Origin of the sequence: Aeromonas sp. QDB56 (assembly GCF_027705505.1) — a bacterium.
Classification (GTDB): domain Bacteria; phylum Pseudomonadota; class Gammaproteobacteria; order Enterobacterales; family Aeromonadaceae; genus Aeromonas; species Aeromonas caviae.
The window spans coordinates 19,803-40,343 of record NZ_JAPDBZ010000025.1 but is presented as its reverse complement, the minus strand read 5'-3'; the positions used below and the strand labels follow the sequence as shown (position 1 = coordinate 40,343).

Genomic DNA, 20,541 nt, shown 5'->3' with positions numbered 1-20,541 from the left:
AGCCTTGCTCCCCCAACTCAAGTCGCATTTATGAATAATTAGTCAAAAATGTGCTTATCTGAACAGCATTGCGGTCATTGACCGGCCTTTTTCATGCTTCCCTTCTCGGGATCAGAGGCTTTTCAGCTTCTCTTCCGGCAGGGCCAGCTCGTCATTGTGGTTGACACCGATACCGCGCTCCAGCACATGGCGGGCGATGGCATGGGCCTCTTCCAGCGAATGCATGCTGTAAGTACCGCACTGGTATTCGTTCAGCTCGGGGATCTTGCCCTGATCCTGCACGGTCAGCACGTCGCTCATGGCGGCCTGCCAGGCAGCGCCAACACGGGCTTCATCCGGCGCACCGATCAGGCTCATGTAGAAGCCGGTGCGGCAACCCATGGGAGAGATGTCGATGATCTCCACCCCGTTGCCGTTCAGGTGGTCACGCATGAAGCCGGCAAACAGGTGCTCGAGGGTGTGGATGCCGCGCTCGGAGAGGATCTCCTCGTTCGGCACGCAGAAACGCAGGTCGAACACGGTGATGGTGTCCTTGTTCGGGGTCTGCATGGTCTTCGCCACCCGCACTGCCGGGGCGGCCATGCGGGTATGGTCGACGGTAAAACTGTCCAATAACGGCATTTCTGACTCCTGATTTGGTTACCAGAACCAGCCCCCGCTGGAGAGCTGATCCTTGCATTGTCGATACTGGGCACCGTAGCGCTGGGCACGGGCCTCCACCTTGCGGGAGACCTTCATCAGCCATCCCTTGCTGCGGTAGCTGCCACGCCGATAGCCACCCCACCCTTCGTGATAATTGAGATACTGGCCATAGGCATCCCACTTGGAGGTGCCGTTGAGCCGCTGTGCCTTGTGAGTGTACCAGCCCATGAAATCGATGGCGTCGGCAAAGTCGTCGCGATCGCTCCAGCCGTTGCCGGTTTCCCGCTGATAGTCGGCCCAGGTTTCGTCTTTCACCTGGGCATAGCCGTAGGCTGAACTGGCCCGCCCGGTGGGGATGAAGAGGAAATACTGCATCGGCGGCTGGGCATCGTGCACGAAGGAGGACTCCTGGTACATCATGGCCATCACTACCTGGACAGGTGTCCCCCACTTCTCGTTCATCTTGAGCGCCGCCTCGTGCCACTCGGGTTTCTCCCGAAAGATCTGGCACAGGTTTTCCGGCTGGGCCGGCGGCCGGGTACTGCACGCGGTGAGCGCCATCAGGCACGCCGCCACGACCCCGATACGGTACAACGACATCAGAACGACAGACTCTTGCTGTTCATCACAGGGCACATCCACCACATCAGATCGCGTCTTCGTTCTCTTCACCAGTACGAATACGAATGACGCGCTCCACCTCGCAGACGAAGATCTTGCCATCACCGATCTTGCCGGTACGCGCTGTGTTCTGGATGGCTTCCAGGCAGGCATCGAGATCCTCGTCCTGCACCACCAGCTCCACCTTGACCTTGGGCAGGAAGTCGACCATGTACTCGGCACCGCGATAGAGCTCGGTATGGCCCTTCTGGCGGCCGAACCCCTTGACCTCGGACACTGTCATGCCGTTGATGCCGATCTCGGCCAGGGCCTCGCGTACATCGTCCAGCTTGAACGGTTTGATGATGGCTTCAATCTTCTTCATGGTGACTCCTTACCAGTTCTGTTTGCCGAACCCGGACGTGATGGGATAACGGCGGTCCTTACCAAAGTTGCGAGCCGTGATGCGAGGGCCGACGGCGGCCTGACGGCGCTTGTATTCGTTGAGATCCACCAGCCGGATCACCTTGCGCACCACCGCCTCTTCGAAGCCCTCCGCCACCATGTCGGCCACGGAGGCATCTTCTTCCACGTAGCGCTTGAGGATGGCATCCAGGATGTCATAGGGCGGCAGGCTGTCCTGATCCACCTGGTCCGGCGCCAATTCTGCCGAAGGCGGGCGGTCGATGACCCGCTGCGGGATCACATAATCGACGGAATTGCGGTATTCGCACAGCTTGAAGACCAGCGTCTTGGGCACATCTTTCAGCACGTCGAAGCCGCCGGCCATGTCGCCGTACAGGGTGGCATAGCCGACCGCCATCTCACTCTTGTTGCCGGTGGTCAGCACGATGCGGCGACGCTTATTGGACAGCGCCATCAAGAGCACGCCGCGGCAGCGGGCCTGCAGGTTCTCTTCGGTGGTGTCGCGGGCAGTCCCTTCAAACAGAGGCGCCAGCTGGGTCATGAAGCCTTCGAACATGGGTTCGATGGAGATGATGTTGAACTCCACCCCCATCCGCTCGGCCTGCTCCTTGGCATCCTCCACGCTCATCTGGGCGGTGTAGCGGAACGGCATCATCACCGCCTGCACCTTGTCCGCCCCGATGGCATCGGCCGCAATGGCCAGGGTCAGCGCCGAGTCGATGCCGCCGGAGAGACCCAGCACGGCGCCGTGAAAACCGTTCTTGGTGACATAGTCGCGCACCGCCAGCACCAGGGCCTGATAGGTCTCGGCCAACGGTTCCAGCGGCGCTGCGGGTTCCCGCTCCTTCACCGGCTGACCATCGGCAAAGCGCACCAGCGCCAGCTCTTCGGCAAACGGAGCCAGCTTGTGGGTCAGCTCGCCCTGGCTGTTGAACACCTTGGAGCAGCCGTCGAAGATCAGCTCGTCCTGGCCGCATACCTGGTTGAGGTAGATGAGCGGCAGGCCGGTCTGATCGCAGCGTTCCGCCATCAGCTCGCGGCGGATCCAGGGTTTTTCCTGATCATAAGGAGAGGCATTGATGGTGAGCAGCAGCTCGGCCCCCGCCGCCTTGGCGGCCAGCGCCGGACCCGGCTGCCAGAGATCTTCGCAGATGAGCAAGCCCAACTGATGGCCACGGAACGGCACCACACAGGTATCGGTCGCCGCAGTGAAGTAGCGCTTCTCGTCGAACACCCCGTAGTTGGGCAAGTCCTGTTTGAAATAACGTGCCCGCAGTTGACCGCGCTCATAGAGAGACGCCGTATTGTAAAGCGCCCCCTCTTCGCGCCAGGGATGGCCCACCAGAATGGCACATTGTCCCTGCCATGCCGCGATGCGGGACAGCGCAGCCTCGACCCGGACCATCAGGTCGGTGCGCAGCAGCAGATCCTCAGGCGGGTATCCTGTCAGGGCCAGCTCGGAGCAGACCAGCAGATCGGCCCCTTGCTGATCGGCCTGGGCTGCTGCCGCCAGTACCTTGTCACAGTTATCTTCGATGGCGCCTACCGTCAGATTTAACTGGGCAAGCATCAGAGAGAGGGCTTTTGCCATGGCGATGCATCTTGAATTCGAAAATGATGGGGAATGATAAAGAAAAGGCGCTGGCTGTGCCAGCGCCCAAGGCTCAAGGGGTGCAAGTCAGGTTGGTCGCGTTGGTCACGCCGTTGTCCACCAGCAGTGAACAGGGGCCGCTCAGCACCTGATTGTTGGGCTGAGGCGTTATCTGCACGCTGAAGGAGGGTGGCTGCAACATATAGGTGGTGCTGCCCTGGTTAGAGTAAGAAAGATTGATGGCCAAGGTCGAGTTCTCCGGAGCTTCACATAGATAAGATGCCGGTTGATTGTTGGCCTGTGGCTTGTCGATGCGGCAGGTAGCGCCAGAATTTGGGGTACTGATATTCAGGTTGTTGAAAGCATTTTTACTACATGCCTCAGGCGGTGGATTATTGTTCCCTTTCCCGCGTTCAAGACATTGAATACGGCCGCTAACCTTCATGGTTGGCACCGTCTGCTGCCCCACATCGATTTTGACCAGCATGTCCGCCGTCTGCGCCAGCGACTGATCCCGCGGCGAGATGAGCGAAGCCGTGATGCCAGAATTCCCCTGATAAGCGGTAACGCGCACAGAAACGCTCTGCAGCACCTGGTTGCTGTCCTTGGTCGATTTCTTCGCCGTCATGTAGCCGCGGCTGTAACTGCCGAAATAGTAGTTGTTGAGATCCACCACCGTCTTGACCGTCTCGTTGGTGACGGCGGCATAATCGGTGGCATTGCCCGTCAACAAGTTCTGCGGAGCCATGGCCCACTCCGCCAGCATGGTCAGGTTGATGTCCTGAAACGGCACCTTGGTCAGATAGTCCACCGCGCTAGTATCAATCCCCACCAGATAGACAGGGTCGAGCACATCCACATAGATGCCGCGGGCGATGAGCTGCGCCGTACCCGTACTGACTGTGATCCCGGTCGTAGTATCCCCCCCGGCTTCCGCGTTGGTAGCCAGCCAGACTGAAAAATCGGTGATGGTCGGCAAGGTGGCGGAGGCCCCCTGGGTCCAGTTCAGGGTCGACTTCTGCCAGTCGATGTAGGTCTTGACCACATACTTGATGTATTTCTGATAACTGGCCTGGTTCGCTGGTTTGGCCAGGAAATCGGCCGTGGTCACCACCACCTTGACCAGGTTCCAGTCAGGCAGGGGGCGATAATAGCCATCCAGCCGGACAAAACGGCAGGCATCCACGTACTTGCCGCTGTTCGCCGTGCTGAGGCTGCTGCTGTAGCGTACCCGGCTGGTGTTGAGCGGAGCATAGAAGTTGGTGAAGCTGGAGCCACTGCCATCGAAGTGATCCTTGCAGCAGCTGGTACAGAGCGTCGGCTGGCCATTGACGCTGCTGTCGAGCGTCCCCGTGGTCTTGGTCTGCAGCGAGCCTGATTTCCAATAGAGCTGGTTGCTGGCTGAACTGTAGGCCTGACCCGGCAGGTAGGCGCTCAGGCTGGAGCCATAACTGCAGGAACAGGAGACGGATGCCATATCCTGCAGCACCTGCTGGGTATTGCCACCCGCTGCGGGTTTGTAAGTCACCGTCTCGAACTGGACCAGCTTGCCCACCAGACCATCTTTGGATGTGACGGTCGGCAGTGGCTTGCTGGTCTCCTGCTTGTTGTCATCCCCCAACTCCACCGAGATGACGTCAGGCGCCACGCCGGGGGTATAGTTGACCTTGGGGCCCTGCCTCGCCGTATTCAAACCGCCATCTAGTTGGGAGGAGCTCAAAGACTCGATGGGCGAAACATTGCCAGCCAGTTGCAATGTACGAGCCTGTCCTTCGCTGTCCGTCCACCCGACGTTGACCGTGATCGCCTTGCGGCCCGGGTAACTCAGGCGATAGCCCGCCGGGGCCACGTTCTGCCAGGTTGAGCCATTCAGATACTGATTGGTCACCGTCCATCCCACCGAGTAGGCCTCACCCGACAAGGTTACTGTCGAGTTGGCGGAGGCAATCTGGTTGTAGGCGGTCAGTGGGGCCGTCGCGTTCACTACGCTATTGAAGTTGCGAAACTCATCCAGTTTTGACTCTGCCAGTCGCATCGCCGTCTCATAACGCCGGCCATCCTGCGAAACCGTCAGCGCCGACTTGGACATGGCGACCAGGCCGACAATGCCTACTCCCAGCACCACCAGCGTGATCAGGATCTCCAGCAGGCCAAATCCTTTTTGCCCTTTCATCTCCATATCCCCTTACCAGTCTCGCCAGCTGCCGGGCACCTGATTGACAATCTGGAATGCGGCACCATTCGAGATGTTGCTCAGGACACTGGCATCATACTTGGCATCGTAGGTACCGTTGGCGTTGCCCAGTTGATAGTTGGAAACCATGGCGCCATACACGATGGCCCCACCGGTCAGCTTCACATCCGTCCCGGCAGCAGCAGGGTTGGATGAGTAGGCAAATACCAAGCCATACAGCACCGTATTGCCGTTGACCGCCAGATTGCCATTGCGCACGATGAGAATCACAGGCGCCGTTGCAGAGCCAACGTTGGAGGAGGGCTTGCAGTCCCCATCCACAATGATGAGGCCGGTTGAGGCAGGACCAAGCGAGCTGCAGTCTGTCAGCTTCTGGGTAGCCCTGGCCTCCAGATTGGCCCAACCGTTGGCATCATCCTTTTCATTGAACAGATACCAGACCAGATCGGTCGGGAAGGCAGTATCGTTGTCCTTGATATCCGGCTGCTTGTCCCCCTTCTGGCTGATGTTGGCCGAACAGCCGCCGTCGTAGTCCCCCTGATGGCAGGTCTGTCCGGTCCCCGTTATCAGATCGACGTTGCCGCTGGTCCAGACCGACAGTGGTACCCCCAGCCCGCCACCATTGGGATTGGCCACTATGGTGAAGTTGCCGCCGACCGCCATGCCGCCAGCCACGGTCAGAGGTGCGGCAGGAGAGCCGGCCAGTACGCTGAAACGCACGACCTTGGTTTCGACTGCCGCCTGGGCCTGACTATTGCTGAGAGTCGCCTGGGAACGAACCCTTATCGGCGTCACGACCACTGACCCCACCGTGATGGCAGTATCGTCAGAAGATGACAGGGTATAGCTGCCCGTGGTCAAGGTAGTCATTGCCCCGCTGGTCCTCCAGCTCGGGTCCAGCGTCAACCGCCCGAGTCCATCGGCCAGACCCACTTCCGCCATTGCCATGGCCTGACGATAGAGCACCTCGTTGAGGGTCACTCGCCGATCGGCCACCAACATCTTGCCAACCAGCAGTGAAATGCCCAGCAGGATCAGCACCAGCAACAAAGTGATGGTGAAGGTGGTAAAACCGGTTTGTCGGCTCATGTCAGTACCCATCATTGCGCAGTTTTATATCCCGCTGCAGATTCAGCGTCAGTGCCGGTGTGGCCTTGAATCGCCCGCTCACCATCAATTGCAGCGCCCTCGCCCCGCTGACCTGACTGCTTGGCAGGAGCCTGAACGTCATGGCGGTGATTTCTACGGTATCGTCGCTGGAGATCAGACTGCCATTACCGCAGGTCGTGGTACCGGTCCCCTGTTTGATCCCCTTGTCAGCACTGCTGTAGCTGTAAATCAGGGTGTCATCACTGCTCAGCACTCCGTTTTCATCGTTGTCATAGCGCACCCTGATACAGGTATACAGGCCGGAACCCGTCGCGGTTTCATTCATCAGGTCTGTGGCCGTATCAAAATAGAAACTGGATCGGCTGCCAGAAGGGGCGGCAAGAAACTGGGTGGCGTTGGCGTCATACCCCGCCCGCTGGATGTCTCGTGCCATCATGTCCGTCAGCAACTGAACTTCCTGGTTCAGGCGGCTGGTCTGCATGGCGGTGTAATTGGCCTTGAGAATGGTGGCAAACAGCGAAATGACGGCGGCCACCAGCAGCAAGCCCGCCACCATGGCCACCATCAGCTCGACCAGGTTGAAACCCCGCACTTTCAGTTGCATGCCACCTCCCCCGCTAGGTTGCTGACGGCACAGGTACGTACCCGCCCAAGGTTGTTGGTGACAACCTTCATACTGGCGGCCGAGGAGCTCACCGTGATGCTGCCGCTTGGCAGGGTACCGCGCCGGGGGGAGAAGCTGATGGGACGTATCTGGCTTGAGGACTCCGTGTAGGTGCCCGTCAGAATGATCCCGGGAAATTCACTGGCATCAGCGCCTTTGCGTCCCTCGATGCTGGAACAGGTGTCGCTGCAACTGGCGCAACTGCCATCGATCCTGATGCGATAGCACCAGCTGTCGGTACCGCTGTTGAACAGGATCATTTGCAAATTGCTGTTGCGTTTGAGCGCTTCGGACTTGAGCAGCATCATGTCGGTGTAGACCGCCTGGGTGGCCGCCTTGACCATCTGATCCTGGCGCAGGGATTGATAACTGGGGATGGCCACGGTCAGCAACAGGGCGACCAAGGACAGGGCAACCATCAGCTCTATCAGGGTAAAACCGGCGGATCTGCCCTTTCTGCCTTCCATCAGCTCAAGACTCCATTCTTTTTGCACGTGCCAGTAGGGTCTACTGTCAGTACTATCCTATAGTATCAACCTGTTTCACGAAGCATGCCGCCCCATGAGAATCAAACAGTCCGGAATCACCTTGCTTGAACTGATCGTCGTGGTCGCCATCGTCGCCATCATAGCGTCTGTCGCCTATCCCAGCTTCACCGATGGCTTGCGCAAATCCCGCCGGGCCGAAGCGCTCAAGGGCTTGCTCAGCATGCAACTGAAACAGGAAGAGTTCCGGGTTTCCAATACCAGTTACAGCGCCACCCCCTCCCAAGTGGGCAACCCCACCAGCAGCTACTATGACTTCTCCATTTCAGGTGCCACCGCCACCAGCTACACCCTGATCGCCACCAGCAAGGGGGCACAAGCAGGCGACAAGAGCGGCAGCACCGCCTGCGATACACTGACCCTCGACAAGGCCGATACCAAGACTCCTGCCGCCTGCTGGTGACAGACTACCAGCACTCGGCTGCCGTCATGCTGGCCATCGATACCCCCTGCTGTCCGCCCTGATCAAGGGTCAGCAGGCCGCAAGGATCGCCGTTCATCACCCCGGTCGGGATCGCCGTCAGGGTATAGCTGGCGCCGCTGGCATTGAGCGCCAGATTGTAATAGGCAGTCCCGCCATCCCTGGGCAAGGTAGCCAGCCCGGCGGAGACCAAGTTGCCACCATCATAATTGCCGTCAGCGGTAAACTGTCGCTCCATGTATTGCGCCGCCTCCAGCAGGGCGGCCTTGGCCTCTGCCCGCTTGGCAGAGGCCATGTAGCTGTTGTAACTGGGATAGGCAATCACGGTCAGAATGGCCATCACGGCTACCGCAATCATCAGTTCCATCAGGGAAAATCCACGCACCATCTCCACCTCTACTCCAGTTGCAACCAGGACTGGCGACCACCCAGATCACCCGCCCCCTCTTCCAGCGTGACCGAAATGTTGCCGCTGGAGCCACTGATGTACTTGCGCTCCATGTCGGCATCTTCCACCACGCTCGGCGTCGTGGTGAGCTCGTCAAACTGCTTGCCGCTGACCGGCACCTTGATGTCGTTGCCGCCACTGTCCTTAATCCCCACATAGTCGTCATCGTTGACCGCGCCATCGCCATTGACGTCAAACACCGAGTAGGTCAAACGCGCTCCCGAAACGGGATCCAGCTCCATCAACCAGGAGTGCCCACCGAAGTCACAGGCGTCCGCCGAGGGGCTCAGGGTGTTGAAGATCAGCCGCTTGTTGCGATAAAGCATCTCTGACACGGCTCGCTCCCCCACCCCCTTGCTCAACGCAGGGGATTTGAGCACCAGATACCACCCTTTCTGGCTGGTGTAGTTGACCGCCGTGTTGGACACCACCCTGACGTTGAACTTGATGGTGGTGCCATTGGCGGAATACTCGTGGGTAATGCTCTGCTGCAACAGCTGGCTGCTGAGCACGCTAGCCCCCGTATCCCAGATGCCATAGACGGCTTCCAGCCTGGGGGTCGCCGGCAGCAACTTGTCGTCATTGGTGAAATAGCTGCCCGTCCCCATCAGCACCATGATGCCTCCCTTGGGATGACGGATGGCCAGCGGGCGCATGGTGACGGGTTGACGCGTGCTGGCGGAGCAGGTTCCGTTGCACGCCTGAAACAGCGGTTTTGGCTTGTTGCCGGTCTTGAAGGCACTCCCCCACTGGGCGCTGTTGTTGTCGGTCAGATCGAATTTCCACAGATTGCCCTGCAGATCGCCGGCATAGACATAGTCCGCCACCCGGTCGCCATCCTCGTCTACCGGCAAGGGGGATGAGAGACCATTGGGCTCACTGGCCGAGCCCACCTGGGTATCTATCTCCTTGATCACCGCACCGGTCGCCAGATCCAGCACGAACAGGCGCGCCGTTTGGCTGGTGCTGTTGTAGCCGTTGGCCACCAGCGCCACCCATTTGTTGCCGGACTTGACCCGAACCAGGGTCGGCGCCGCCAGCGCCACTCCCATCTCGGTATTGGTAAACTCCCACAGCATCTTGTCGGCGGTGAAGTTGTCCGGCGCCGTCACGTCGATGGCAAACACGGCCTTGCCACCGGCACCGGTCGATCCCAGCAGCACGGTTTTCCAGCTGCTGCCAAGATAGGCATCGCCTACCTTGGCCGTGCCATCGACATAGTAACGATGGCTGTAGTCCGGCTTGGTCAGCAAACTCAGATCCCCCAACAGGCTGGCAGGAATGTAGGCCAGGGTCTCCACCCCGTTGGCGACCCTGAAACCATGCAGCATGCCGTCATTGGCCCCCACGTAGAGCATGGGTGTACGGCTGCGAATAGCCGTCGAACCGAGGAAAATCAGATAACCGTCGCGCTCCGCTTGGGTCAGGCCGGTGGCGCTGCCGTAGCCGTAATCCCGGCTGCCGACATAGACGGGATCCGAGTTGATGATGTCTCCCAGCAGATCGCTGCGGCTGCGAAACAGGCCGCCATTGCTCTGCTCGCGACTGCGATCACCGCGCAAATAGGCAACCCGGTTTTCCCCCTGGCTGTCGCCAGCAAGGTTGAACAGGGCACGGTTGGTGGCGTTGAGATCGGCCCAGGTGAAGGGAATGCCGACCCCGTTTTGTCGAGTAAAGATGCTGCGGGAGGTGTGTGCCGGGATCAGGGTGGCGGCATTCCAGGCCATGTTGCCCAGCGACCCATCGCTGTTGAGGGGAATGGAGATGAGTTGCCCCGACCAGTCGCCGCTGTTGTAGCGGGCCTGGTAGATGTGGGTGTTGCTGTCCAGCCGGGTTGCGTTGGCGGTCACCGAGCTGGCGGAGCTGTTACGGGCCGCGATCTGGGCCAGGGTGCTGCTCAGGGCTGCAGCAAAGATGTCGGGGTCGCCCGCGCTGAAAAAGCTGCCCTTGCTGTTGAGTGCCGCGTGCCACAGATCATCGATCTTGTACTCCGGAATGTAGGTCGCGTTCTTGTACTCCTTGTCATCCGGATCATGGGGATTGGGCCAGCTGTTCGGGATGCCGTTGGCCGGATTGAGCGACCCGTTGACCCCGAGTCCAACGGTAAAGTTGACCAGATGCTGCCAGTTGGCAGGATCCACCGTGCTGGTCGGCACCTTGTCGGCCAGATCGGCACGCAGGTCGGTTTTCCAGTATTTGTAGGCCACGTCGGCCAGGGTATTGCTGTAGCCATCCTTGTCCAGATCCCCTACCGAGGGGGTATCCCCGTTCCAATAGCCATCGGTCATCAGGATGTTGTAACTCTGCCGGCAGGTGAGGTGGGGCAAGGTGCTGCCGGCACTGGCCGCCCAGGGGCCGTTGTTGTCGGTGCGGGAGAAGTACTCCCCCACATCTTTCAGGCTGGTGCGCAGCGGTGTACCGGCGGCCGGAATATCGCGGCTGTACAGGTCGCTGAAAAAGGCGCTGCGATCGGTGCCGGAAAAAGGCGCGACGCCGCGGATCACGCTGCCGCTGGCATTGATGGTGGCAAACCCCACCCGCAGGGCCTGCCCTTGGCTTGCAAAAGCACGGCCGACCCCGGCACGAGCCGCCAGGATCCGGGAGCGGTAGTAGGTGTACCAGTTGGCGAAGTTCTGGATCTCCTCGTCATAGGTACAAACGGGGGCGCTCTTGCAATCGCTGCGATTGGGGCGCCCGCCATAGGTACTGCCGGACTTTATCTCCACCCGGGTATAGCTGCCCACCTTCTTCACGTCGCCACTGCCCTTGTAGGCAAAGTAGACGGCAGGCCAGAAGGTCTCATCGTCGTTGTAGTCAGTGGAGGAGAACCCGGTGTAGTAACGCAGGGACTTGGAGCGGTTGTTCTTAGTCAGATCACGACAGCCGGCGGCGGTATTGAAGGGGTTGTGCGGTGCGCAGCTGATGCTGGCATTCGCCATCAGGGTGCTGTCCGCCTTGGCCCAGGGCCGATAGCTCTGCTGCGGGTTGTAGTAGAGTTTGTTGTTGTTGCTTGAGCGGGTATAGGCGTTGCGGTCGTTGCTGCTGGTGAAGGTCACGGTCCGGTTGTCATAATCCTCGCTGCCATAGACATTGTCGGCTCTGGGATAGACGTAGCGGGCGCTGTTCTCGATCAACCCCTCCGGCATCAACTCGAAGTGCATCGAACCTGAGTCATCGAGACTGAACATGATGTTGGGTTCGGCCCGGGTACCCAGATAGAGGGGAACCTGGGCGATGTCGAGGGCCGCCTGCACCTGGGAGCAGAGCAGCAGGGCCGAGAGTCCGTAGCCAGATGCACGCATGGGTTGTTCTCCTAGCGGCTGTAGGTCGATTGCAACAGCACCCGGCTCTCGTCCGAGAGTCCGAATCCCCTTGCCGTGATGCGATAGAGGCGGCGCTCGCTGATAGGCTCGTCAACCGCCAGACTCTCGTTGCTGCCCTGGGTATAGGGCAACCGCTCGATGAAATATTCGGGGGCCCGTCCGGTCAGACCGCTATTGGCATAGGTACGCCAGGCCGTGGAGGGAGAGGCGGGATCCACCGCCACGCTGACGAACTCATAGAGGCCGGCACTGTTGTCGTAGGGGCCTGAACTGCCCGCCTCCAGATAGCGCTCGGCAGCACGCAGCGCCGCCTCCGCCGCCTGCAGCGCCTGCTGTGACTCCTTCTGGTTGCCCGCCATCTTCTCCTGCAGCAGGGCACTCTGCATGCTGGCCATCGCCAGCAAGCTCACCACCGCAAGAAAAATCAGGCTGATCACCAACGCCATTCCCCCTTGTCGAGCCATCATGCCTCCCTCCTCATGGCAGCCGGTTGCGTAGGGCGACCGTGGTTTCGGCCACCCAGTACCAGTGATTGTCGACAGCCTGGAAGGTTGCACCGGCAAAGCTGATGGCCTGCGGATCTGATACCACGTTGCCCTGACCACTGCGCATCAAGAGCTGAACGCCAATCCCCAGCACGTTGTCCCAGTTCGGGTTGCTGGCGGCGCTCACATAGCGATCCGCCGCCCGATCCCGGTTCTGATCCTCGCCGAAGGTCAGCTGAATATCGGTGACCCCGTCCACCAGCAGCATGCCGGCAGCCAGACCGCTCTTGCGATACAGGGCATAGGGCGCGTTGGCAGAGGGGCGGGCGACGTAATAGATCCGGGTCTCCATCCGGCTCAATACCGAGCCGGCACCGAAGCGCTCCTCGACCGGGCTGCTGGCGCCGCCCCAGGAGCTGACGGCATTGCCCGGGGTGTATTTATTGTCGTTGGAGTGGCCGATGTTGACCTCGCTGCCGCCACCCACCACCTGGGTCTGGGTGATCTGGAAGATCCGCGCCTTCTGACAGTCGGACACCATGACGATGTCCCCCTCGCACAGGTCGCTGTAGCCCTGCTTGCCGGTACCGCAGTAGTTGGCCTTGCTGGAGAGTTGCTGCACGAACAGCTGGGCGGCGCTGTTGTTGCGAGTGACCGGCACCCCGGCGCCGGTCGGCCCCTGCACCAGCAACACGTCGGTTCCCGGTTTGGGTTTGGGCTCGGCAGCGGTAAACAGGGCCGACAGCGCCACGGGCAGCGCGGCGGTGACATTGTCATAGCCGCGCAGATAGACGGTGAAGTTGTAGGGCAGCGCCGTACCACCGCTCAGGGTGTTGGTGATGTTGACCCCCTGCTTGCTGAGGCAACCCTGGTAGCCCACCATCCGCAGCTCCTGCTGCAGCAGATTGACGGCAAACCGGCTGTCCTCCTGAACCCGGGCGATGGCCTCGCCGGTCAGATAGGTTTTGTGGTTGCCAAGCAGCACCTGAATGATGACCCCGACCGTCAGCAGTGACAGCAGCAGGGCGATCATCACCTCCACCAGACCGACACCGGCCTGACGCAACAAGGTGCGCCGCCCGCTCACAGATCCGTCCTCAGGGTCATGCTGCGCAGCGCAGGCTCGGTAGCCAGCCGGCTGGCATCCCACTGGATGGTGATGGTCGCCTGCCCGGCGCTGACGGCAATGGCCCCGTCACCGCCCGGCAGGCCGGTCAGCGCCTGTTTCCAGTACTGCACATCCTGTATCGCCATCGAGCTGCCGGAGACAGCCTCTCCCAGCCCGACATTGTATTGACCGAGCAGGGCCGCGCTGCGATTGGCCCGCATCATGTCGGCGATCATGTAGCCGAACTGGGTCGCTTCTGTGCGGGTAAGCGCCGATTGATTGCTCTTGAGCGCCTGCAACTGCAGGGTCGCCATGCCGAGAATGCCGATCGACGGCACCAGCACGGCGATCATGATCTCAAGCAGAGATACCCCCTGATGTCGTTTCATATGCAGCTGGTCTCCACGATGGATGGGCGCCCGGCCGGGGTGATCGTGATGTCGCGCGATGCCTCTTGGGCACACTCCGGCGGCTGCAGAGAGAACACCAGCGCCACCTGCTGACGTCCGTCGAGAAAGCCATTGCCACTGAAGCGAACCAGCGACGTATTGCTGACCAGGGTGCCTGCGCCCATGTCGGGAAAGAGCCGCAGCAGTTCGCCGTTGTCGAGGGTGCCATTGCCGTTGCGATCGACCCAGATCTGCCAGCCCAATTCCCAGTGGTTCTGGGTCAGGTTGCTGGCGGTTGCGGAGAGCGTGACCGCGGTATTGCGGCGAATGGCTTCGGAGCGGGCGAGGTTGATGGCGGCCACGAAGTTGTTGGCCTGGCTGGTCAGCGTCATGTTGCGCAATATCGCGCTAAAGGAGGGGACTCCCAACGTCAGCAGGATAGAGATGAGCGCAACGGTGACCATCAGCTCGATGAGGCTAAAACCTGAACGCAAAAACATCCTGTTTCGCTCTGATTTTGTCGGGGAGGCTCGTTCGCATATCCATGTGCCATCAAGCCAGATGAGAAGATCATCAGCAGTCTAGACCGCAGACCTTCGCTTGCAATTCAATCTACTCAGATCTTGGACATACATCATCAAATTTCGCTGCAATCTCACCACAAACCGGACAACAAGAGTCATAAGAATCGCCCATGAAAAAGCCACCTCACAGGAGGTGGCTCAGGCACTCATGGCACTATGCCGCACGGGATGGCTGACTCAAAGGATGCGCAGCTCCGGCGGCACCTCAAACACCACATTCTCTTCCCGGCCAGGATGCTCGGTCACTATCTTGCCTCCCAGCTCGCGCAGACGAGCAATGACATTCTGAACAAGCACATCGGGGGCTGACGCACCCGCCGTGACCCCGATACGGGCAACTCCGTCCAGCCATTGCGGCTCAATCATAGAGGCGTCGTCGATGAGGTAGGCTTTGGCGCCCACCTTCTCGGCCAGCTCCCGCAGTCGGTTGGAGTTGGAAGAGTTGCGCGATCCCACCACCAGCATGGCATCCACCAGCCCGGCCATCTCCCGCACCGCATCCTGGCGGTTCTGGGTGGCGTAGCAGATGTCATCCTTGCGCGGCCCCTGGATCTTGGGGAAGTGCGCACGCAAGGCATCGATGACGTCTGACGTCTCATCCACGCTGAGTGTCGTCTGGGTGACGAAACAGAGATCGTCCGGGTTCTTCACTTTGAGTTTGGCCACATCTTCCGGCGTCTCCACCAGATACATGCCCCCCTCACTGTTCTCGTACTGTCCCATGGTGCCGATCACCTCGGGGTGGCCGGCATGGCCGATGAGCACGGCTTCGGAGCCCTTGCGACTGGCGCGATGGACCTCCATGTGCACCTTGGTCACCAGCGGACAGGTGGCATCGAACACCTTGAGGGCGCGGGATTTGGCCATCTCGCGCACGACCTTGGCGACACCGTGGGCAGAGAAGATGACGATGCTGTCATCCGGCACCTCATCCAGCTCCTCCACGAAGACGGCGCCCGCCTCCTTGAGCTTGTTCACCACGTAGCGGTTGTGCACCACCTCATGGCGGACATAGATGGGGGCACCGAACTTCTCCAGCGCGCTCTCGACGATACTGATGGCCCGGTCGACACCGGCACAGAAGCCACGGGGGTTAGCCAGCAGAATATCCATCAGTGCACCTTCTCCTCGTCATCAACCCCCAGGATCTCCACCTCGAAGGTGACGGTGTGACCGGCCAGGGGGTGGTTGAAATCGACCGTGACCGACATCCCTTCCACCGCCCGGATGATCCCGGGCAGTTCGCTGCCGTTGGGCTGGTCAAACAGAATGATGGTACCCACCTTGGGCTCAACTTCGTTACCGAATTTGGCGCGATCGAGATGGTAGATGTTGTCGGGATTGGAAAGGCCGAACGCCTCTTCCGGCGCCAGGGTAAAGCTCTTGCTCTCCCCTTCGCGCAGCCCCAGCAGGCATTGCTCGAAGCTCGGCGTCAGGCTGCCGTCTCCCATCCGCAGACGGGCAGGCTTGCCGTGCAGCGCCGTGCTGTCGGCCACCGAGCCATCTTCCAGCTTGATGGCGAAATGAAACAGCACGCTGCTGTCTGCCGCAATCGGCTGGCTCATGGTGTCACGTCCTTCTTCTCACTGCGAAAACCGTCCAGCACTATCATGGCGGCACCGATGAAGATGAAGCTGTCAGCCAGGTTGAACGCCGGCCAATGGGCGCGCTGCCAATAGAAGTCGAGGAAGTCGACCACATGGCCCAGCACCAGCCGGTCAAACACGTTGCCGAGCGCCCCGCCGATGATCAGGCTGTAGGCGATACCGCTCCAGCGCTGGGTGACCGACTGCTTGCGCAGCCAGTGGATCAGCAGGCCACAGATGGCGAACGCCAGCACGGCGAAGAACCAGCGCTGCCAGCCTCCCTGATCCGCCAGGAAGCTGAAAGCAGCGCCCTTGTTGTAGACATGGACCAAGTTGAAGAAGGGGGTGATCTCCACCCCCGGGTAGCCAAATGGCAGCAGTTTGACCACGGCGAGCTTGCTCGCCTGGTCCAGAACAAAGGCCAGCACTGCCAGCCACAGCCAACGCAGGCCGCTTTTATGTTGAGTCATGTTCATCAGGCAAATTGACGCGTTTCGCCGTCACCCTCGACGTTGGTGACGCAGCGGCCACAGATCTCTTCGTGACCCGCGATGGTACCCACGTCCTCTACATGGTGCCAGCAGCGGTCGCACTTGGCGGCGGCAGACTGGGCAACGCAGAGCCACAGGTCATCGCGCTCGGTCGCCACGGCCTCTGCCGGTGCAGCATCGACGCTGACCACCTTGGCCTTGGAGGTGAGCAGCACGAAGCGCAGCTCATCGGCCAGGGCGTTCAGACGCGCGGCCAGCTCAGGCTTGGCGAACAGGGTCAGCTCGGCCTGCAGAGAACCGCCGATGCGCTTCTCGCCACGGGCCACTTCCAGCGCCTTGTTCACTTCACCGCGCACGGTGAGGATCTCGGCCCAGAACTCGTCGTTCAGCACTTCGCCCGCTTCCAGCCCGAACAGGCCGTCGTACCACTCCTCGGTGAACACGAACTCACCGCGCTCGCCCGGCAGCAGAGCCCAGATCTCGTCGGCAGTGAAGCTCATGATCGGCGCCATCCAGCGCACCATGGCCTCGGCGATGTGATAGAGGGCGGTCTGGCAGGAGCGACGGGCCAGGCTGTCGGCCTTGGCGGTGTACTGGCGGTCCTTGATGACATCCAGATAGAAGGAGCCCATCTCGATGGAGCAGAACTGCATCAGCTTCTGGGTCACGCCGTGGAAGTTGTACTCATCGAACGCGGCCACGATCTCTGCCTGTACCGCTTTGGCACGGCCCACTGCCCAGCGATCCACCACCACCATGTCGGCAGGCGACACCATGTCGGTCGCCGGATTGAAACCGTTCAGGTTGGCCAGCAGGAAACGGGCAGTGTTGCGGATACGACGATAGGCGTCGGCAGAGCGCTTGAGGATCTCGTCGGAGACGGTCATCTCACCGGTGTAGTCAGTGCTCGCTACCCACAGACGCAGGATGTCGGCACCCAGCTTGTTCATCACGTCCTGAGGGCTTACCACGTTGCCGATGGACTTGGACATCTTGCGGCCCTGACCGTCCACGGTGAAGCCATGAGTCAGCACCTGGTTGTAGGGCGCCTTGTCTTTCATCGCCACGCCGATCATGAGCGACGACATGAACCAGCCACGGTGCTGGTCAGAGCCTTCCAGATACATGTCGGCCGGCTTGCCGTTGAACTCGGGACGGGCATCGACCACGGAGGCGTGGGTAGAGCCGGAGTCAAACCAGACGTCCAGAGTGTCGGGCACCTTCTCGTAGTTGTCGGCATCGGCACCCAGCAGCTCGGCCTTGTCCAGATCCCACCATGCCTGGATGCCGGACTGCTCGACACGCTTGGCCACTTCGTGCATCAGGCGCACGGATTCCGGGTGCAGCGCCTGGGTATCCTTGTGAACGAACAGGGAGATGGGCACGCCCCAGGTACGCTGACGGGAGATGCACCAATCGGGACGGTTCTCGACCATCGCCTGGATGCGGTTCTTGCCCCAGGCCGGGACCCAGCCACTCTGGCCATGCTGGGCAATGCCCTCTTTCTCGATACGCTCGATCTCTTCCAGTGCGCGCTGCCGAAGACCCTTCTGCTCCATGCTGATGAACCACTGGGGGGTGGCACGGAAGATGATCGGGGTCTTGTGACGCCAGCAATGCGGGTAGGAGTGGTTGAACACCTTGTGATGCAGCAGGGCGCCGCGCTCGGTCAGCACCTCGACCACGGCCGCATTGGCCTTGAACACGTGCTGGCCGGCAAACAGTTCGGTATCCGGCAGATAGACGCCGTTGCTGCCAACCGGGTTGGCGACTTCCAGACCGTACTTCTGACCGACCACGAAGTCTTCCTGACCGTGACCAGGGGCGGTGTGCACCGCGCCGGTACCGGCGTCCAGAGTGACGTGGTCACCCAGCACCACAGGCACGTCGAAGCTGTAGAAGGGGTGGTTGAAGCGCAGCAGCTCGAGTGCGGCACCCTTGGCGTAGCCCAGGTTGTGGAAGTGCTCGATGCCGGCGCGATCCATCACATCCTTCACCAGCTCGGCGGCCAGGATCAGACGCTCGGGATTGTCGCCCTCAACCTGCACCAGTGCGTAGTCGAGATCGGCATGCATGGCGATGGCGCGGTTGGCCGGCAAGGTCCACGGGGTGGTCGTCCAGATCACGGCAGAGAGCGCGCCCTTGCCGGTGTGGCCTTCGGCGCAATCAAACTTGGCGGCAACAGCAGCCTCGTCGACGGCCTTGAAGCGCACGTCGATGGAGGGGGAGTTCTTGTCGTAGTACTCCACTTCCGCTTCAGCCAGCGCGGAGCCGCAATCGGTACACCAGTGCACCGGCTTGGAGCCTTTGTGCAGGTGGCCGTTTTCAACGATCTTGGCCATGGAGCGGATGATGTTGGCTTCGGTCCCAAAATCCATGGTCAGGTAGGGGTGTTCCCAGTCACCCAGCACGCCCAGACGGATGAAGTCGGTCTTCTGCGCTTCGATCTGGGTTTTGGCGTATTTGCGGCACTCGGCGCGGAACTCGGCGGCGGAAACCTTCTCGCCCGGCTTGCCGACCATGCCTTCCACTTTCAGCTCGATGGGCAGACCGTGGCAATCCCAGCCCGGTACATAGGGGGAATCGAAGCCAGAAAGGCCTTTGGACTTGATGATGATGTCTTTGAGGATCTTGTTGACCGAGTGACCGATGTGAATGCTGCCGTTCGCATAGGGGGGGCCATCGTGCAGAATGAAAGAAGGCTTGCCCGCTTTGGCGCGGCGAATGGCGCCGTAAAGATCCTGATCGTACCAACGTTTCAACATGTTGGGTTCGCGTTTGGCCAGATCGCCACGCATCGGAAACTCGGTTTCCGGCAGATTCAGGGTGTGTTTATAGTCGCTCATCAGTCCTGGGTTCCCTTCTTTTCTAAAAGAGTGCTGGGTAAATGAAATTGTGGCAGCCCGAACCAGGCTCGGGCCGCCAGGGCATCTCGTTCGATCTGCTCTTTCAAGGCGGTGAAAGAGTCAAATTTCTGCTCTTCGCGCAGCTTGTGGCGAAGCAGCACCTTGACCTGCTGACCATATAGATCACCAGAAAAATCAAATAGATGTACTTCCAATCTGGCTTGTGTACCGCTCAAAGTCGGACGTACACCCACATTGGCGACGCCGGGGAAAGTCTTGCCGGAACATATCACTTCCACCGCAAACACGCCACCGACCGGGACAACCTGGCGTTTGAGGGCCAGATTCGCGGTGGGAAAACCTATGGTGCGCCCCAGCTTATCGCCGTGGGCCACCCGGCCGCTGATGGCATAGGGGCGACCGAGCATCAGCTCCACCTCCGCCATGCGGCCCGCTTTGAGGGCCTCACGCACCAGGGTGCTGCTGACCCGCTGGCGGGAAAGCTGGAAACTCTGGGTGCTGATCACCTCGAACCCGAAGCGCCGACCGGCCTCCTCCAGCAGGTGGAAGTCCCCTTCCCGCCCCTTGCCGAAGCGAAAATCGTCGCCGACCACCAGATAGTGCACGCCGAGTTTCTCCACCAGCAGTTGCTCGATGAAGGTGCTGGCCGCCTGCTCGGCAAAACGATGGGTGAAACGCACGCAGAGCATGCGATCGATCTGCATTCCCTTGAGGGCTTCGTACTTCTCCCGCCAACGGCTGAGACGGGCGGGCGCGGCACTGCCCGCAAACAGCTCCAGCGGCTGGGGTTCGAACAACATGACACAGGCCGGCAGGCCAAGTTGGGCGGCCTTCTCCTGCAAACGGGCCAACACTGCGTGGTGCCCCTGATGAACCCCATCGAAGTTGCCTATGGTCAATACACAGCCCCGGTGACGGGGCTTGATATTGTGAATGCCGCGAATAAGCTCCATCAGTGCCTTGTGCGTTGCTGCCATGGAAATCGGCGGATTATATATCAGGCAGCAGGCAGGGTCAGCCCTGCCGTTGACCCGATTTAGCCATCCCGCTCGCTTCTCGGACTTGGC

General features: G+C 60.5%; 20 protein-coding genes. 1 reads left to right on the top strand and 19 read right to left on the bottom strand.

Annotated features, from left to right (window positions below):
* Positions 1-111: 111 nt before the first annotated feature.
* From luxS to OKB81_RS06305, 8 genes are all read right to left on the bottom strand, one after another.
* Positions 112-621: an S-ribosylhomocysteine lyase gene (luxS, locus tag OKB81_RS06340; protein WP_010673112.1), complete on the bottom strand. Its 510-nt coding sequence runs from the start codon at positions 619-621 to the stop codon at positions 112-114.
* 18 nt (positions 622-639) lie between these two features.
* Positions 640-1,242: a transglycosylase SLT domain-containing protein gene (locus OKB81_RS06335; RefSeq protein ID WP_041214486.1), complete on the bottom strand. Its 603-nt coding sequence runs from the start codon at positions 1,240-1,242 to the stop codon at positions 640-642.
* Positions 1,243-1,288: 46 nt separating this feature from the next.
* On the bottom strand, positions 1,289-1,627 hold the full coding sequence (glnB, locus tag OKB81_RS06330) for a nitrogen regulatory protein P-II (protein ID WP_005308848.1): 339 nt from the start codon (positions 1,625-1,627) through the stop codon (positions 1,289-1,291).
* Between the two features lie 9 nt (positions 1,628-1,636).
* Positions 1,637-3,259: an NAD+ synthase gene (locus OKB81_RS06325; RefSeq protein WP_270662318.1), complete on the bottom strand. Its 1,623-nt coding sequence runs from the start codon at positions 3,257-3,259 to the stop codon at positions 1,637-1,639.
* A 73-nt stretch (positions 3,260-3,332) separates the two neighbouring features.
* Positions 3,333-5,432: a type IV pilus modification PilV family protein gene (locus tag OKB81_RS06320; protein ID WP_270662320.1), complete on the bottom strand. Its 2,100-nt coding sequence runs from the start codon at positions 5,430-5,432 to the stop codon at positions 3,333-3,335.
* Between the two features lie 12 nt (positions 5,433-5,444).
* The gene (locus OKB81_RS06315) at positions 5,445-6,542 is read right to left on the bottom strand and encodes a PilX N-terminal domain-containing pilus assembly protein (protein ID WP_160837162.1); all 1,098 of its coding nucleotides are present in this window, start codon (positions 6,540-6,542) and stop codon (positions 5,445-5,447) included.
* Between the two features lies 1 nt (position 6,543).
* The gene (locus OKB81_RS06310; RefSeq protein ID WP_160837164.1) at positions 6,544-7,167 is read right to left on the bottom strand and encodes a PilW family protein; all 624 of its coding nucleotides are present in this window, start codon (positions 7,165-7,167) and stop codon (positions 6,544-6,546) included.
* Entirely contained in the window at positions 7,158-7,694 is a 537-nt protein-coding gene (locus tag OKB81_RS06305; protein ID WP_160837166.1) for a GspH/FimT family pseudopilin, read from the bottom strand. Before OKB81_RS06305 ends, OKB81_RS06310 begins: the two co-directional genes overlap by 10 nt.
* 94 nt (positions 7,695-7,788) lie before the next feature.
* On the opposite strand from OKB81_RS06305, the gene OKB81_RS06300 reads away from it, so the two are divergent.
* The gene (locus OKB81_RS06300) at positions 7,789-8,175 is read left to right on the top strand and encodes a type IV pilin protein (RefSeq protein ID WP_160837168.1); all 387 of its coding nucleotides are present in this window, start codon (positions 7,789-7,791) and stop codon (positions 8,173-8,175) included.
* A 4-nt stretch (positions 8,176-8,179) separates the two neighbouring features.
* Here OKB81_RS06300 and tppA read toward each other — a convergent pair whose 3' ends face one another.
* The 11 genes from tppA to ribF all read right to left on the bottom strand — a co-directional run bounded on the left by tppA (position 8,180) and on the right by ribF (position 20,427).
* On the bottom strand, positions 8,180-8,581 hold the full coding sequence (gene tppA, locus OKB81_RS06295; RefSeq protein WP_160837170.1) for a type IVa pilus pseudopilin TppA: 402 nt from the start codon (positions 8,579-8,581) through the stop codon (positions 8,180-8,182).
* A gap of 8 nt (positions 8,582-8,589) precedes the next feature.
* A complete protein-coding gene (locus OKB81_RS06290; RefSeq protein WP_270662325.1) occupies positions 8,590-11,943 on the bottom strand; it encodes a pilus assembly protein in 3,354 nt (1,117 codons plus the stop codon).
* Positions 11,944-11,954: 11 nt separating this feature from the next.
* On the bottom strand, positions 11,955-12,431 hold the full coding sequence (locus OKB81_RS06285; protein ID WP_080688822.1) for a pilus assembly PilX family protein: 477 nt from the start codon (positions 12,429-12,431) through the stop codon (positions 11,955-11,957).
* A gap of 10 nt (positions 12,432-12,441) precedes the next feature.
* Positions 12,442-13,536: a PilW family protein gene (locus OKB81_RS06280; RefSeq protein ID WP_160837174.1), complete on the bottom strand. Its 1,095-nt coding sequence runs from the start codon at positions 13,534-13,536 to the stop codon at positions 12,442-12,444.
* On the bottom strand, positions 13,533-13,946 hold the full coding sequence (tppB, locus tag OKB81_RS06275; RefSeq protein ID WP_270805154.1) for a type IVa pilus pseudopilin TppB: 414 nt from the start codon (positions 13,944-13,946) through the stop codon (positions 13,533-13,535). Before tppB ends, OKB81_RS06280 begins: the two co-directional genes overlap by 4 nt.
* Positions 13,943-14,446 (bottom strand): type IVa pilus pseudopilin TppE, encoded by a 504-nt coding sequence (gene tppE, locus OKB81_RS06270; RefSeq protein WP_160837176.1) that lies wholly within the window; start codon positions 14,444-14,446, stop codon positions 13,943-13,945. The genes tppB and tppE overlap by 4 nt, the downstream gene beginning before the upstream one ends.
* Before the next feature lie 261 nt (positions 14,447-14,707).
* Positions 14,708-15,643 (bottom strand): 4-hydroxy-3-methylbut-2-enyl diphosphate reductase, encoded by a 936-nt coding sequence (gene ispH, locus OKB81_RS06265; RefSeq protein ID WP_052814602.1) that lies wholly within the window; start codon positions 15,641-15,643, stop codon positions 14,708-14,710.
* Entirely contained in the window at positions 15,643-16,095 is a 453-nt protein-coding gene (gene fkpB, locus OKB81_RS06260) for an FKBP-type peptidyl-prolyl cis-trans isomerase (RefSeq protein WP_160837178.1), read from the bottom strand. Before fkpB ends, ispH begins: the two co-directional genes overlap by 1 nt.
* A complete protein-coding gene (lspA, locus tag OKB81_RS06255; protein ID WP_052814604.1) occupies positions 16,092-16,592 on the bottom strand; it encodes a signal peptidase II in 501 nt (166 codons plus the stop codon). Before lspA ends, fkpB begins: the two co-directional genes overlap by 4 nt.
* Complete coding sequence (gene ileS / locus OKB81_RS06250; protein WP_160837180.1) at positions 16,592-19,453, bottom strand: isoleucine--tRNA ligase; 2,862 nt, start codon at positions 19,451-19,453, stop codon at positions 16,592-16,594. The genes lspA and ileS overlap by 1 nt, the downstream gene beginning before the upstream one ends.
* Entirely contained in the window at positions 19,453-20,427 is a 975-nt protein-coding gene (gene ribF, locus OKB81_RS06245) for a bifunctional riboflavin kinase/FAD synthetase (protein ID WP_010673098.1), read from the bottom strand. Before ribF ends, ileS begins: the two co-directional genes overlap by 1 nt.
* Positions 20,428-20,541 lie beyond the last annotated feature (114 nt).